The 16,214-nt window shown below is 72.2% G+C and carries 7 protein-coding genes; 2 read left to right on the top strand and 5 right to left on the bottom strand.

Going from position 1 to position 16,214, the window contains the following annotated elements; all coding sequences use genetic code 11:
* Positions 1-249 precede the first annotated feature (249 nt).
* Together EDC02_RS12710 and EDC02_RS12705 are read left to right on the top strand one after the other, a co-directional pair.
* Positions 250-1,020, top strand: coding sequence for a thioredoxin domain-containing protein (locus EDC02_RS12710; RefSeq protein ID WP_123602125.1), 771 nt, complete (start codon positions 250-252; stop codon positions 1,018-1,020).
* Positions 1,017-1,637 carry a vitamin K epoxide reductase family protein gene (locus EDC02_RS12705; RefSeq protein ID WP_199757622.1) on the top strand — a complete coding sequence of 207 codons (621 nt, stop codon included), beginning with the start codon at positions 1,017-1,019 and terminating at the stop codon, positions 1,635-1,637. The genes EDC02_RS12710 and EDC02_RS12705 overlap by 4 nt, the downstream gene beginning before the upstream one ends.
* A gap of 28 nt (positions 1,638-1,665) precedes the next feature.
* Here EDC02_RS12705 and EDC02_RS12700 read toward each other — a convergent pair whose 3' ends face one another.
* The 5 genes from EDC02_RS12700 to EDC02_RS12680 form a co-directional block, all read right to left on the bottom strand.
* Complete coding sequence (locus EDC02_RS12700) at positions 1,666-2,445, bottom strand: spermidine synthase (RefSeq protein ID WP_123604735.1); 780 nt, start codon at positions 2,443-2,445, stop codon at positions 1,666-1,668.
* Positions 2,446-2,465: 20 nt separating this feature from the next.
* Positions 2,466-3,950 carry an RICIN domain-containing protein gene (locus EDC02_RS12695; RefSeq protein ID WP_233605888.1) on the bottom strand — a complete coding sequence of 495 codons (1,485 nt, stop codon included), beginning with the start codon at positions 3,948-3,950 and terminating at the stop codon, positions 2,466-2,468.
* Between the two features lie 281 nt (positions 3,951-4,231).
* The gene (locus tag EDC02_RS12690; protein ID WP_123602124.1) at positions 4,232-5,719 is read right to left on the bottom strand and encodes a condensation domain-containing protein; all 1,488 of its coding nucleotides are present in this window, start codon (positions 5,717-5,719) and stop codon (positions 4,232-4,234) included.
* Positions 5,716-14,874, bottom strand: coding sequence for a non-ribosomal peptide synthetase/type I polyketide synthase (locus EDC02_RS12685; protein WP_148083441.1), 9,159 nt, complete (start codon positions 14,872-14,874; stop codon positions 5,716-5,718). The genes EDC02_RS12690 and EDC02_RS12685 overlap by 4 nt, the downstream gene beginning before the upstream one ends.
* Entirely contained in the window at positions 14,871-16,172 is a 1,302-nt protein-coding gene (locus EDC02_RS12680; RefSeq protein WP_199757621.1) for an MFS transporter, read from the bottom strand. The genes EDC02_RS12685 and EDC02_RS12680 overlap by 4 nt, the downstream gene beginning before the upstream one ends.
* Positions 16,173-16,214: the final 42 nt, after the last annotated feature.

The raw sequence follows: 16,214 nt of genomic DNA, 5'->3' as shown, positions 1-16,214 counted from the left end.
TACGGACTTCCGTGTCCTGGTGATTGCGAGGCACCCGATCACTCTGCGGTACCGCGGCGCGCGTGGACCAGAGACTTTGGTCCTGACCGACACCGAGCCCGGTCGTAGGACCAATGGCCCGGTTCGAAGGTGACCTTCGCCAGCGTCGGCCAGCGCCTGCGGGGGGGAGAGTGACTGACATCGACCAGTACGGCGGTGTCGGCCGCGAACCGCTGCTCCGCCGTCCGTTGCGACCGCAGGAGCAGGACAGTGGGTAAGCAGAGCCGGGACAAGGCTCGCGCGCTGCGCGAGGCGCGGGCCGTGATCGCCGAGCGGCGTGGACGTCGACGTCGATGGGCGTACGCGGGTGGCGGCGTGGTGATCGCCGCTCTGATAGTGGCGATCGCGGTGACCCTGGTCGACGCGGCGGGACAGGACCGGGGCGGCGACGCGGCGGCTGCACAGGTGCTGCGTCGTCCGGCCCCGGCCACCGAGGCGGGCGCGTTGGCCGTCGGAGATCCGGCGGCCGAGGTGACGGTCGAGGTCTTCCTGGACTACATGTGCCCGTTCTGCGGGCGCTTTGAACGCACCAACGGCGGAGAGGTCGCCAGGCTGGTCCGACAGGGCGCCGTCCGTCTGGAGCTGCACCCGCTGTCGTTCCTGGACGAGGCGTCGGCGGGCGGTGAGTATCCCACCCGGGCCGCGAACGCGGTGGCGACCGTCGCGGACCGCGCGCCGGACCAGTTGCTCGCGTTCCACCAGGCGTTGTTCGAGCAGCAGCCGGCCGAGGGCACCAGCGGACTCTCCGACAACGAGATCGCCGAGCTGGCCCGCGCCGTCGGCGTGCCCGCGTCGGTCGTCGACACCTTCGACGACCGACGGTTCGTCCGGTGGGTCGCCGAGGCCACCGAGCAGGCGTTCGCCGCCGGCATCTCCGGCACCCCGACCGTGCGTATCGACGGCACGAAGTTCGACGGCGACCTGTACACCGTCGGTCCGCTGACCCGGGCCCTCACCGCGGCAGCGACGGGGCCGCAGTGACCGTGACGCTGACCCGGCTGCGCGCGGTACGCCACTCGACCGGCTGGATCTACGGCACGATGCTGTTCTCGGCGTGCCTGAGCCTGCTCGCCTCGTTCGTGCTGTCGGTCGACGCGGTGCGCCTGGCCGCCGATCCCGCCGCGCGGCTCTCGTGCAACATCAACGCGGTGATCAGCTGCGGCACGGTGGGCGGCTCGTGGCAGGCACAGCTGTTCGGCTTCCCGAACGCCTTCCTCGGGCTGGTCGCGGAACCGGTGGTGATCACCATTTCGGTGGCTGCCCTGGGCGGCGTCCGGTTCCCGCGCTGGTTCATGTTCACGGCGCAGGTCGTCTACACCCTGGGCGTGATCTTCGCGTACTGGCTGTTCTACCAGTCCATGTTCGTCATCGGCGCGCTCTGTCCGTGGTGCCTGCTGGTGACCGTGTCCACCACCCTGGTGTTCGTCACCCTGACCCACGTCAACGTCCGCGACGGCAACCTCTACCTGCCACCGCGCGCGCAACGGTCGGCCCGGCAGTTCATCGACGCCGACCTGGACGTCATGGCGGTGACGATCTGGATTCTCGCGCTGGTCCTGGTCGTGGTGTCGAAGTACGGCGACTCGCTGCTGTCCTAGCAACGCCCGCCGCCGGCGGAGCTGACCGCTACGCTTCGTCGGTGCGGGGCCGGGCGCCGGCGACGAACCTGTCCAGCGCCGGCCCGTGCAGCACCCCGCCGGCTACCGGGTCCCGTAGTGCCCGTACCGCCAGGCGCGGCACCGGCAGGCGGTCCGGTTGCCGCGTCGCGGTGAGCACCACGTTGCCGTACCGCCGGCCGCGCAGCATCCGCCGGTCGGCGACGGCGCAGACGTCGGCGAAGACTTCCCGCAGGGTGGCCACCTGCATCCGGGTGCCGGCCAGCGGCGGCAGGTCGGTGACGTTGACCAGGTAGATGCCGTCCGGTCGCAGCACCCGGGCCACCTCGGCGGCGAACCCGACGGTGGTGACATGCGGCGGCATCCGGGCCGCCTGGTAGATGTCGGCGAGCACCAGGTCGTACGCGTCGGCGGGCGCGGCGGTGACCGCCTTCCGCGCGTCGGCGACCATGACCTCGACGTCGGCCGGCCGGGGCGGCAGCTCCCGCGCCACCAGCGCGACCACTTCGGGATCCCGCTCGACGACGGTCTGCACCGAGCCGGGCCGGGTGGCGGCGACGTAGCGTGGCAGTGTCAGCGCACCGCCGCCGAGGTGCAGCACGTCCAGCGGGGCACCGCCCGGCGCGGCGAGATCGGTCACGGCGGCCATCCGGCGGACGTACTCGAAGCGCAGGTACGTGGGATCGGCGACATCCACGTACGACTGCTCGACGCCGTCGGCGAGCAGCATGCGCCCGGTCGACCTGGCCGGGTCGACGGCCAGGTCGAGCCGGTCGCCGGATGTCCGCATGACCAGCAGGTTAGCGACCGTCAGACGGGCGTGCGCGACCACTGCTGGTTGGTGCCGGTGTGGCACGACCACTGCTTGAGGACGACGCCGTCTGCGGTCGACGCGGCCGGCACGTCCACACACTTGCCGCTGTGCCGCGCCCGCAGCTGGAAGTAGCTGCCGTTGGTGACCATCTGGAACTGCTGGTTGGTGCCGGTGCCACAGGTGTACTGGATGAGCTCGGCACCGTCGGCGGTGGAGGCGCTCACCACGTCGAGGCACTTTCCGCTGTGCCGGCTGATGATGCGCCAGTAGCCGCTGCCGGCATCCTGGAACTGCCACTGCTGCCACGGGTTGCCGTTGTACGCGTACTGGCCGACCCGCGCACCGTTGTCGGTGTTCGGCTGCTGGACGTCCATGGCCTTGCCGCTGTGGCGGGCATCGACCCGGTAGAACGGGTCCGTCGGCGGCGGAGGCGTGCTGATGGTGTCGCCCCACCCGTAGCGGATCCGGTCGGCGCCGGACGGGTTGCGGACGGTCAGGTTCAGGGCGGTGCCGCTGCCGCTGAGCGCGAACATCGAGTACCAGTCGTACCCGATGCTGCCGGTCTTTCCGCCGAGGGCCGGCCAGTAGGTGCCGCCCATCTGGTTGTCGCGCATGACCTGGGCCATGGCGCGGATGTGGCGGACGAAGTTGTCGGTGCTGTTCGGGTCGGCGTAGTTGCGGCCGTCGTTCATGGGCGCGCCGAACTCGGTGGCGACCGCCCGGGAGGCGCAGTTGCCGAGGCGGGTCTGGATGTGGCTGCGGAAGGCGTCGTAGGTCATCTCGCCGTAGAAGAAGGCGTAGTGGTGGAAGGAGAACAGCGTCGCGCTGAATCGGCTGTCGTTGCAGACGTCCCGCAGGTCCTGGCTGAGGCCGGTGCCGCCGATGAGCACCTGGCTGGGTACCGCCGAGTAGTGGTAGCTGAGCCAGTTGGCCGCGACGTCGCGCCACTGTGTCGAGCTGTAGCCGTGCGGCTCGTTCATCGGCTCGAAGTAGACGTTGGGGTTCGCGCCGTACGTGTGGGTCACCGTGGACCACATCGCGTTCCACGCGGCCAGGTTCGTGATCCTTCCGCCGGAGGCGGCGCCGTCCTCCCAGTAGGCGAGGATGACCTTGAACCCGCGTTCGGTGGCGGCGTCGATGGCGCCTCGGTAGGCCTCCCACCACGCCGTCCCGACCGTGTGGGTGTTGATGGGCAGCCGGACGGTGTTGACGCCCATGGCGGCAGCCATGTCGTCGTAGAGCGCGTTGGCCTTCGCCCGCACCGTCGCGTTGCTGTCGGATGAGCTGAGCCCGTGCACGACGAGCGGACCGGTGCTGAAGTTGTCACCCAGCACCGCCCAGTTCATGCCGCGGAACTGGCTGGTGGCGGCGGTGGCTGGCGACGACGTGGTGACGACGGTGCCGACCATCGCCGTCACCACGGCCACCAGGGTGATCGACAGTCGACGCAACGACCGGGTGTTCGACGATGATCCTGACAAGATCTGGCCTCCCTGGGTACGGACATCGGGCCGGACGGCTACCGCCGGCACCGCTGTCTCTCCGGTCAAACTGGCGATGTGTGCGTTAACACCACACGGGGCAGATCAGGCGCGTCGGAGCCGGCAGGAAGCCACGTGTTCGGTGCGTTACGTTCGTGTTTCGGCCAAGTGTTAGCGAGCGCATCCGGAGTGTCAAGGAATCGAACACGATCGTTCAGTGCGGACCCTTCGTCGCGGCCCTCGGCGGACGACTCCGGCGGCTTGGTGGACGACTCCGGCGGTCAGAGGTCGGCAAGTAGGCGGTTCGGGCCGGCACACGCCGAGGCGAGCAGGTCGACGTACCTCGTCATCCAGCGGCGGACGGTGTCGTCGTCGAGTCGGTCCACCGGGTACTCCAGATAGCCGTCTATCCCGTCCGGGCCCGGCATCAGGACGATCAGCAGCGCCGCCCGCCCGACCCCGGTCGGCACCTCGTGCACCCGGACCGCCAACTCCGGCAGCTCGATCCGGGTGTCGAACGTACTCTGAAAGGCGAAGCTCACTGTCATCCCGGACGGCACTGCGCCCTTGTCCGGCGCGGGCAGCTGCTGGTAGATCCAGGCCGTGGGCAGCAGATTGTCGATGCCGGCGAACAGGCCGTCGGCGGCCTGGCAGACCAGGTGGGCGAACGTCGCGGCGGCGGCCGTACGGATCCGTACCGGCAACGCCGTCGCCAGCACGGTGACGGTGTCCTCGTACGCCCGGGGTGACCGGTTGGCGTACGGCATCGACAGGGCCACGTCGGGTTGTCCGCTGAGCCGGGCGAGCAGCAGTGCCAACGCCGCAGCGGCGACCGCGGTCACCGTGGCGCCCAGCTCGCGGGCGAGCACCTCGACGGCGAGCCGAACCTGTCCCGGGATCTCGAACCGACAGGTGGCGGCCTGCCCACTCGGCTGCTGCGGTACGGGGCGGTCGAACGGCAGATCCAGCGCCAGCGGCCCGTCGCCCAGGTGCTCCGCCCAGTAGGCCAGCCGCCGGCGGCGGGTCGGCTCGTCCCACTGGCCCTGCTGCCAGCGTGCGTAGTCGGTGCACTGGGCGGCGGGTGGACCGAAGTCCGGCGCACCTGCGTCCCGGGCGGTGCGGTACCCGTCCGCCAGCTCGCGCAGCAGTACGGTGACCGCCCGACCGTCGCAGGCGACGTGATGCAGGACCAGCACCAGCCAGGACTCGTCGGGCGACAGCCGGATCAGCGTGAACCGCACCGGTGCCTCGTCCGCCAGCGCGAACACCGGCGACACCACCTCCCGGCAGAGGGTCTCGGCCCGCCGCCGCGCCGCGTCCGGCGCCAGCGCGGCCAGCTCGTCGACGGGCAGCGGGACCGACCGGTGGGCGAGGATCCGCTGGGTCCAGGTGCCACCGTCGCGGATCAGCCGGGCGCGCAACGCATGGTGCCGGGCGACGAGGCCGTCGAGCGCGGCGTCGAGCGCGGCGACGTCGAGGGCGCCGACCAGTTCCAGCCGCAACCCGACGTTCCAGCTGGCCGGGTGCGTGCTACGCCCGGCGACCTCCATCACCCTCTCCTGCTGGGCCGACAGCGGCGCCCGGGTCACCTCCCGCTGATCAGCCGGTGCGGCCAGCCACCGCAACAGTTCGCCCTTGTACGACCGCAGCGCCGTGACCAGCTGCGGACCCATCGCGGCGGCCGGGGCGTCGTAGTGCAGGGCGTCGCCGGTGCCGGTGAGCCGCACGTCGTGCACGGCGACGTACTCCAGCAGCTCGTCGAAGGTCACAGCGTGCCCCGTACCCGGCGGGTGGGCCCGTCGTCGGCGGACGTGACGTGCCCGCGTAGCCGGCCCACCATCGCCGTGATGGTCGGGGCGCGGAAGAACTCCAACGCCGGATAGTCCGCTCCGGTGGCCTCGCGTACCCGGTTGAGCAGGCGCATCGCGTTGATCGAATGCCCGCCGAGGGCGAAGAACGACGCGCCGTGGTCGATGCGTTCCGGATCCAGGTCGAGTTCGGCGGCCCACAGCGCCCGCACCGTCCCGGTCAGCGCGTCACCGGTCCCACCGTCGCGCGGGGCCGTTGCCTGCGGTGTCGGCGGGTGGGCCGCCGGCTGCGGTGTCGGCGGCCGGGGAACCGGTCGGGCCACCGATGGCGCGGGCACGCCGGTACGGATGGTCGGCTCCGGCAACCCGGCGTGGTCGACCTTGTTGTTGCCGGTCTGCGGCAGCGCCGGCAGCACCGCCCACACCCGGGGGATCAGCACATCGGGCAGTTCGCGGGCCATCGCGGCGACGACCCGGTCGGCCAGCCCGTCGGATGCCACACCCGGCGCGGGCACGGCGTACCCGGCGAGGTACGGCTCGTCGCGGCGGTCCCGGCGGGCCACCACGATGCCGTCGGCGACCAGATCCAGCCCGCGTAGCACCGCCGACGCCTCGCCTGGTTCGACCCGGTTCCCCCGGATCTTGACCTGGTCGTCGGTACGGCCGAGGAACACCAGCACCCCGTCGGCGGTCCACCGCACCAGGTCCCCGGTGCGGTAGCGGCGGGAACCGGCACCGCCGGCCGGGTCGTCGACGAACCGCTGAGCGGTCAACTCGGGCCGGTTCAGGTAGCCACGACCCACTCCGGCACCGCCGATGAACAGCTCCCCGACGGCGCCGACCGGAGCCAGGTTGCCCCATTCGTCGCGGATCTCGACGCGGACGTTGTCCAGCGGCCGGCCGATCGGAATCGGACCGTCGGACCCGGCGGACGCCGACGCCACCACCTCGGACGTGGCGATGACCGTCGTCTCGGTCGGTCCGTACACGTTGCGTACCACGTACGGCACCCCGGGCTGTGGGCGTACCCGCAGTTGCTGGCCGCCGACGGTGAGGTGGCGCAGCCGGGGCTGGGCCGCGACAGGCAGCGAGAGCAACCCTTCCCCGAGCGGCGTGGGCAGCATCGCGACGCTCACCCCGGCGGTACGCATCCAGCGCGCCAGCGCCATCGAGTCCAGCCGTACGGCATCGTCGGCGATCGTCAGGCTCGCGCCGACCTGCAGCGGCGGCCAGATCTCCAGCACCGAGGCGTCGAAGCTCTGCCCACACACCACGGCACCACGGTCGGCGGCGGTCAGCTCCAGCTCGTCGCGGTACCACTGGCACAGGTTCAGCACGCTGCGGTGGGTGATGACCACACCCTTCGGCCTGCCGGTGGAACCGGAGGTGTACATGACGTAGCACGCCGGATCCGGAACGTCCGCCGCGCGGCTGGGATCGTCGCCGTATCCGCCGACGGGATCACCATCGCCGGACTCGTCGACGTGCAGCAGGCGGACCCCGTCGGGCAGGTCCGGCGCGGTGTCACCCCCGGTGGCCAGCACCACCCGGGCCGCGCTGTCCGAGACCATGAAACGCACCTGCCGGCCGTCGAGGGACGGATCCAACGGCAGGTACGCGGCTCCGGCGCGCAGCACCGCCAGGGCGGCGACGACGAACTGCGGCGACCGGGGCAGCCACAGCGCCACGATGTCGCCTGCGGCGATCCCGTGCCGGGCCAGCCGCTGGGTCAAAGCGGTGGCCTGCTCGTCGAGTTGCCGGTAGGTCAGCACCGTACCGCCACCGATCACCGCGACCGCCTGCGGGGTGCGGTGCGCCCACTGCAGCACCGCGTCGGGCACGCCACCGGGCGGCAGGTCACGCTGCCGTCCAACGCCCCAGCGGGCCAGCGTCTCCCGGTCGGCGTCGAGGACGCCGACCAGCGCTGAGATCGGCGTGTCGGGCTGGTCGACGGCGGCAGCCAGGATCGCGACCAGATACGACAGCAGCCGCTCGGCGCTGTCCGCCGCGAACAGGTCGGTGCCGTACTCCAACCGGCAGTCGATCCCGTCGGCGTGGTTGGTCACGTACAGGGCCAGGTCGGTCACCGCCCGTTCGGACCGGTGCGCCAGGGTGCGGGCGGTCACCCCGGGCAGGTCGAGTGGGAGCGGGTCGCCGCCGTTGTCGAACTCCACGATGGTCTGGAAGACCGGCGTCCGGCTGGTGTCCCGGTCCGGGCTGACCGCGCCGACGACGGCGTCGAACGGCACGTCGGCATGGTCGTACGCGTCCAGGGCGGTGTCGCGGACCTGCTTGAGCAGGTGGGCGAAGGTCGGGTCGCCGGACAGGTCCAGCCGCAGGGCCACCGTGTTGAGGAAGAACCCCACCACTGCTTCGGCGCCGGATGGCCGGACCGACACCGGTGTTCCGACGACCAGCTGATCGCTGCGGGTGAACCGGCGCAGCGTGGCCGCGTACCCGGCGAGCACCGTCATGAACAGCGTGGCCCGGTGCGCGCCGCTGAGCCGGCTCAGCAGCCCGGACAGCTGCGGGTCGAGCCGGCGCCGGACCGACGCGCCGGTGCCACCGCGTACCGTCGGGCGTGGTCGGTCGGTCGGCAGGTCCAGCACCGGCAGCTCCCCGGCCAGTCGCCCCCGCCAGTAGGCCAGACCGGCCGGCTCACCGGGCGACCCGCTGCCGGCATCCGCCTCCCGCCGGGCCAGGTCCAGGCAGTCCACCGGCAGCTCCGGCAGGTCGGCGGGCCGGCCGTCGAGTGCGGCCCGGTACAAGGCGGAGAGATCCCCGGCCAGCACCCGCACCGACGCGGCGTCGACCACGATGTGGTGCAAGGACAGCACCAGTACGTGCCGCTCGGGCGACCAGCGCAGCAGCCGGGTCACCAGCAGCGGACCCTGTGCGAGGTCGAACCCGCGCCGGCTCTCCTCGGCCAGCACCTGCCGTACGGTGTCGCTCTCGGCACGCCCGGCGTGCTCCTCAACGGTGAGCTCCGCTGTGCCCCGGCCGAGAATGACCTGGACCGGCTCGCCGTCGCGCTCCCGGAACACGGTACGCAGCGCCGCGTGGCGGACCACCAGCCGGTCCAGCGCGGCCCGCAGCGCCGACACGTCCAGCGGACCGTCGAGCCGTACGGTGACCGCCTCGTTGTAGGTGCCCTGGCCCGGATGCAGCCGTTCGAGGAACCACATCCGCGCCTGCCCGCGCGACGCCGGTCCGGTCCGGTCCGGTCCGGCGTCGCGGACGGCCACGGGGCTGCCGGTCGCCGCCTGCCTGCCCGCTGGCGTGTCGGCCGGCGCCTGGTAGCTGGCCCGTAGCCGGTCCAGCTGCGGCAGCCCGGCCCGCACCTGGTCGGGGGATGCGCCGAAGTCGACCAGCGCGGCCACCTCGTCGACGCCGGCGGCGGTGAGCGCGTCGATCAGCCGCGCGCCATCGTCCGGCGATCCGATCAGCGCCCGTGCCTCGCAGTACCGGTGGTAGGCGCGCTGGAACACGTAGTCCAGGTCGTCGGCGTCGGCGGTGTCGAGGTCCACCTGGAATCCGAGACTGTTGGTCAGCTGCCCGAACAGCGACAGCGAGGAGCGCAGGTACGCCTTCAGCGGCGCGAACGCCTCGGCCCGCGCCCGGGCCGAGTCCGCACCGAGGTAGGTGTGCACGAGCACGACCACCCGGCCGCCGTGCGGGTCGAGCCCGTGCGCGGCGCGGGTCTTACGGTAGCGTCGGATGTTGTCGGCCAACTGCTCCACCGACTGGCTCATCAGGTTGGTCACGATGCCGAGGTCGTGCTCGGCGGCCCGCTGGTACGACTCCGGGTTGCCCACCACGGCGACGAACATCGGCGGCATCGCCTGCACCGGGCGGGGCAGGGTGCGGATCTCGACCGGTTCGCCGGTGCCGCTGCGCCGTTCGACGGCCTCGCCACGCCACAGCCGGCGTACCTGGTCGAGGTGGCGGTACATCACGTCGCGGTGGGTACCGAAGTGTTCCGGGGCGAGGACGAAGTCGCCCGCGTGCCATCCGGGCGCGCAGCCGATGCCGACCCGCCCGCCGGACAGCCGGTCGACCATGGACCAGTCCTCGGCGACCCGGATCGGGTCGTGCAGCGGCAGGACCACCGATCCGGCGTGCAGCCGGATCCGGCTCGTCTCGCGGGCCAGCGCGGCGGCCAGCACCACCGGGTTGGGGAACACCCCGCCGAAGGAATGGAAGTGGCGCTCGGGAATCCACAGCGCGTGGAATCCGTGCCGGTCGGCGAAGCGGGCCGTGTCGACGATCAGCTCGTACGGGTCGGCAGCCCCCGAGCCGGGCGGATAGTCCCCGAAGAAGTACACGCTGAAGTCCGGTGCCGGTCGTCCCGGTCCGCTCGCCGGTTCGAGGCTGCCCGCCGCTGCGGCACTCGCTGCCGGCTCGGCGCGCACCGCCGGTTCGGTCCGTACCGTCGGTTCGGTTCGGGCGGTGCCGTTCGGTCTTGCCGTGGGTACGGCGGTGCCGGCCGGACGGGGGAGCAGCCCGCCGGCGCGCATCTCGCGTAGCGAGGCACGTACCGCGTCGATCACCAGGTCGACGTCGTCATCGGTGTGCGCGGTGGAGAGGAAGAAGTTGCGCCACTCCCAGACGTACACCCCCTTGAGTAGCAGGTGGTGGTAGAAGAGCTCGAGGTCGGCGCGGTGCTCGAAGCGGAACTGCGAGCCGACGTGATTCAGCCGCAGCGGGTACTCCTCCTCGGCGAAGAAGTCGTTCAGCGTGCCGACGAGCCGATCGGTCCGGGCGTTGAGCTCCTGCTGCAGTCGTGGGCTGTGCTCGGTCAACCGGGTCAGCACCGCGCGCGCGGCGGCCATGGACACCGGATGCTGGATGTAGGTGCCGCCGAAGAAGGTCGTTTCCCGCTGCGGGCGGCTGTCGTCGCCGTAGCGCCAGAAACCGCCGTCGACGCCGTCCATGATGTCGGCGCGTCCGGCGATCGCCCCGATCGGGAAGCCGCCGCCGAGCAGCTTGCCGTACGTGGCGAGGTCCGGGGTCACGTTGAACAGGCCCTGGGCGCCGCGCGGATGGGGCCGGAACCCGGTGAGCATCTCGTCGAACAACAGCACGATGCCGTACCGCCGGGTGATGTCGCGGAGCCGGCGCAGGAACTCCGCCGGCTGCAGCGACGGGTGCCGGCTCTGCACCGGCTCGACCACGACGGCGGCCAACTGTTCACCGAGCGCCTCGATCACCCGCAGACTTTCCGGTACGCCGTAGTCGAGCACGACCAGGTCCGCGACGGCGCTGGCCGGGATGCCGGTGCTGACCGGGACGGTGGTCCGGTCCGCTCCCGTCCCGACCGAGCGGCCGAGCACGTTGTCGGCGTGTCCGTGGTACGACCCGTGGAACATGACGATCTTGTCGCGTCCGGTGGCGGCCCGGGCGAGCCGGATCGCGGCCGAGTTCGCCTCGGTGCCCGAGTTGGCGAACGCCACCCGGGGCATCCCGGTCAGCTCGCTCAACAGCCGCGCGGCCTCGCCCGTGTCGACGCTGCGCGGTCCGAGTTGGACGCCTCGGGACAGATGCTCCCGGACCGCGTCGGCGACGAAGTCCGGCTCGTGGCCGAACAGCAGCACCCCGAAGCCCATGGTGATGTCGACGTACCGGTTGCCGTCCACATCCTCCAGCCATGCGCCCTTGGCGCGGTGGCCGGCGATCGGGTACAGCATCTCCTTCGTGGCGCTGCGGAAGCCGACGACCGCCCTGCTGTCGGCGAGCACACCACGGTGGCGCTGGGCGATCTCCTTCGACCGCCGGGTCTTCGCCACGAACCGTCGCCGCAGGTCGTCCAGATGGGCCCGGCCGCGGTCGCTGGCGACCGCACCGACCTGACCGCTGTCGGGCGCCACGACCACCCTGGGCCCGTGCACGTCGACGTCCGGTGCCGCCGGAGCCGCAGCTGGTACGGGCGATGGCGGTACTGACGGGACGGCCGGGGCCGGGGCTGGGGCCTGGGCCTGGTGCGGGGCTGCGGCCTGACGGGACAGGATCAGCCGGGACAGTTTGCCCGGGGTGTCCGCCTCCTCGAACAGTTCGCGCATGGCGAGTCGGACACCGAACTCTCCTTCGAACTCCCGCAGCGCGTTGATCATGGCGAGCGAGTCGGCGCCCATCTCGACGAACGGCCGGTCGACGACGATGTCGTCCGGCGCGCAGCCGAGGTGCCGGGCACTGATCTCGCGTACCCGCTCGACCACCGGCGCGAGGTCCGGCGCGGTCGGACCGGCGGAGATCGCGGAGCCAGCCTCGCGGACGGTGTCAACGTCGACCATCGACCCTCCAGGTTCGGTTCGTACCAGCGGCGGTCCGGTCCAGTGGACTCGCCGCTGGAACGGATACGCCGGCAGCGGCACCCGGCGTGCGCGGTCAGGACCGAGCAGGGCGGCCCAGTCCAGGTCGACCCCGTGCACGTGCAGCCGGGCGCAGCTGTCGATGACCTGATCGAGTTCCGCGCCCCGGCGCTGTGCGGCGAGCACCGGCGATCCGGGCAGAGCCGAGCGCAGCAGCCCGACCAGGTTCGGTTGTGGACCGAGCTCCAGCACCGGCACACCGGCCGGCTCGGCGGCGGCCGACGTCTCGGCTGTCTCGGCGGCGATCCTGGCGGTGACCAGGTCGAACCGGACCGGCATCCGGGTCTGTCGCACCAGGTACGCCGGGTCCGGCCGGTGCCCGACCGGCAGCACGGTGCCGTCCACGCTGCTGACCAGCGGCGTGTCCAGGGGCGCCCACGGGACCGACTCGAATGCCTCGCCCAGCTGGGGGAGGATCGGGTCGAGCAGCGCCGAGTGGAAGGCGCGGTCGACGGCGAGCCGGTGCCAGCGCAACCCGAGACGGTCCAGCACCCCGCAGCCGGCGTCGAGCGCCTCGACCGGTCCGGCGACGACGTGCTGCCCGGCCGCGTTGATCGCGGCGAGGTCGAGCCGCCCGTCGGTGGCGAGCACCTCGTCGACCACGGCACGGTCGGCGAAGACCGCGACCATCCCGCCGGGCGTGATGTGCTGCCGCATCAGCCGCCCACGTATCCCGGTGAGTCGCAGTCCGTCCTCGATCGACAGTGCGCCGGCCGCGGCCAGGGCCGCGTACTCGCCGATGCTGTGGCCGGCGACGAGTCGCGGCGCCACTCCGAGCGAGCGCCACAGCCGGGTCAGCGCGGCCTGGAACGCGAACAGCGCAGGCTGCGCTACGTCGGCCGGCCAGATCCGGTCATCACCGGCGTCGGTGGCGAGCAGCGGGGTCAGCACCGACAGCCCGCCGGTGCGAAGCTGGTACGACTCGCAGGCGTCGAGCACCGCCCGCATCTGCGGGTACCGCCGGTAGAGCGCTGCGGCCATGCCCGGGTACGAGGCGCCCTGCCCGCCGTACAGCACCACCGGCGCCACCCCGCCGAGCCCACCGGCGGCGACGCCGGCGCCCGGCACCGAGCCGGTAGCCACCCGCGCCGGGCGTTGCCGCCCCGCAGCGGCGAGGTAGTCGTCCAGGGCGTCGGCGAGCGCCGCCGTCGTCGCGCCGGTCACGACGAGTCGGTACGGCAGGTGTGGCCGGCCGAGCGCGGCGGTGGTGGCCAGGTCGGCCGGGTCGAGACCGGGGTCGGCCCGCAGGTGGTCGCGCATCCGGCGGGCGAGCGTACGCAGACTGTCCGGGTGGTGCGCCGACACCGGCACCGGCACCGGGCCGGCCGTCGCAGGCTGTGCCGCCCCGGATTCTTCCGCCTCGTGATGCGCCGGGCCGAGGCGTGCCGTCGCCGCCGGCGCCGGTCGCGCCGGTGGTGGTGCCTCCAGGATCAGGTGGGCGTTGGTGCCACCGACCGCGAGCGCGGTCACTCCCGCCCGGCGGGGCCCGGGCAGGTCGGGCCAGGCACGAGCCTCGGCGGGGATGACGAACGGGCTGGCCGCCAGGTCCAACGCCGGGTTGGGGCGCTCGAACCCGACCAACGGCGGGATCGTCGCGTGCCGCAGCACCAGCACCGTCTTGATCAGGCTGGCCATGCCGGCACAGGCATCCAGGTGCCCGATGGCCGGCTTGGCTGAGCCGATCGCGCAGTAGCCGGTCCGGTCGGTGTGCCGGCGGTAGGCCGAGGTCATGGCGTCGAACTCGATCGGGTCGCCCTTGTAGGTGCCGGTGCCGTGGGTCTCCAGGTAGCCGATCGTCTCGGGGGAGACCCCGGCCACGTCGAGCGCCCGCAGGATGGCGTCGCGCTGCCCGGCGGCGCTGGGCGCGGCGTAGCTGGTCTTCGCGGCACCGTCGTTGTTGACCCCGCCGCCCAGGATCTCCGCGTGGATGGTGTCCCCGTCGGCGACCGCGCGGTCGTACCGCTTGAGCAGCACCGCCGCGACCCCGTTGCCGCCGACGGTGCCGTCGGACGACGCGTCGAACGCGCGGCACCGGCCGGACCGGGACAGGATGGTGCCCTTGACGTGGCGGTAGCCCAGGATCTGCGGGGTGTGCACCGCCGACGCGCCGGCCAGGGCCAGGTCGGCGTCGCCGGCGAGCAACGCCTGTCCGGCCAGGTGGACGGCCACCAGCGCGGTCGAGCAGCCACTCTGTACGGTGACCGCCGGGCCGGTCAGGCCGAGCCGGTACGCGACCCGGGTGGCGGCGAAGTCGCTGTAGTTTCCCACCGCCACCTGGAAAGCGGGGGCGAAGTCACCGTCCCAGCGGGCGTTGGCCAGGTTGTTGCGCAGGTAGGTGTTGAGGGGATAGAGGTGGTATCCGACACCGGCGAAGACACCCACCCGCGTGCCGGGTCGAGTCGCCGCGTATCCGCCGTTCTCCAGTGCGTGGTAGCAGGTCTGCAGGAACAGCCGGTGCTGCGGGTCGACGGTGCGCGCCTCCTGCGCGCTCATTGCGAAGAATTCGGCGTCGAACGAGTCGATGTCGTCGAGCACTCCGCTGACGGCGACGAAATCGGGTGACTCGCGCAGTTGCTCCGGTACCCCGGCGTTGGTCAACTCGGTGGGGCTGAACCTGCGTACGCTGGTCACGCCGTCGCGGATGTTGTGCCAGTACGCCTGCGGGGTGTCCGCGCCGGGTAGCCGCAACGCCATGCCGATGATGGCGATCCGCCGGTCGTCGGTGCCACCGCGCGTCGGGGCGCTCATGTCGTCGTCCGCCGGCGCGCCCACAGCGTGGCCAGGAACGCCACTGCCAGCAGCACCGCCAGCCCGTGGAACAGAGTGACCACGGTCAACGGACTGAACTGTTCCAGCAGAAAGGAGCAGGCCACCATGCCGACGCCGAAGCCGAGGTTCTCCGCGGTCGCCGAGAACCCGAAGACGTACCCGCGTTGATCGTCCGGGGTGGCCTGCAGCCGGGTGGTGTAGGCGATCTCGGTGAAGCCGTCGGCGACGCCGGCGACGGTGGCGACCAGGACGGCCAGCGGCAGCGGCGGCGCGGTGAAGGTGAGGATGAAGGCCACCGACATGAGCGCCGCGCCGGCGGCGAACGCGCGCTCGTTGATGGTCCGGCCGGTGCGTCTGGCCCAGCGGGCGACCCCGCGTTGCGCGATGATGTTGCCGATCGCCCAGGTGGCCCAGAACTGGGACATGAACGCGGCCGGATGCTGCGGGTCCAGCATGGTGGACAGCACCGGCAGGCCGACGTTGTGCGAGGCCGAGCCGAAGGCGTCGACGGCGCGCAGACTGATCAGCGCGAGCAGGACCGGGGTCAGCCGCAGGTAGCGCAGGGCCGTCAACTGCGCGGCGAGGATCCCGGGCCGCCGCCGCGCGTCGTCCGGCTCGGGGCCTGCCGCGGTGCCCGGCCCGGGGTCCGTTTCGGTGCCTGTCGCGGATACCGGCTGTCGGCTGCGGGTGGTGATCGGCAGCCGGGCCAGGACCGCGGCCGAGAAGAGGAACGCCCCGGCGTCGATGAGGAACGCACCGGTGTAGCCGACCGTGGAGATGAGCACTCCGGCCGAGGCGAACCCGGCGACCATCGCCAGCGACCGGCCGGTGGCGAGCAGTGCGTTGGCCCGGACCCGCTGGTCCTGCCCGACGATCTCGGGGATGCTGCTGCGCAGCGCGACGCTGGTGACGGTCGCCCCGGCGCCGGTGACGACCGCGACGGCGTACAACAGGCCCGCCTGGGCCGTGGTCGGCGCGATGACCAGCACGACCAGGGCGACCGCCTGGCTGACGTCGGAGGTCACCATGAGCCGCTTGCGGTCGAGCCGGGACACCAGACTGCCGGCGCCGAATCCGGTGAGGACACTGGTCGCCAGGCGCAACGCCATGAACAGCCCGGTGTGGGTGGCGCTGCCGGTAAGCGAGTACGCGAACAGGCTCAGCGCGATCATGTCCAGATAGGTGCCGTACGCCGAGACCGCGTTGCCGACCACCAGGAACCGGAAGTGCCGCATCCCGCTGCCGGTACGCCCCGGGTCCTGGTCCGTGACGGTCACGATCGGCCGGCGGGTACGTCAGGCGCCGGCGGCCTCGGTCGT

Source organism: Micromonospora sp. Llam0, assembly GCF_003751085.1.
Classification (GTDB): Bacteria; Actinomycetota; Actinomycetes; order Mycobacteriales; family Micromonosporaceae; genus Micromonospora_E.
The sequence above is the reverse complement of the archived record's forward strand: the minus strand, read 5'-3'. Positions and strand labels throughout refer to the sequence as shown.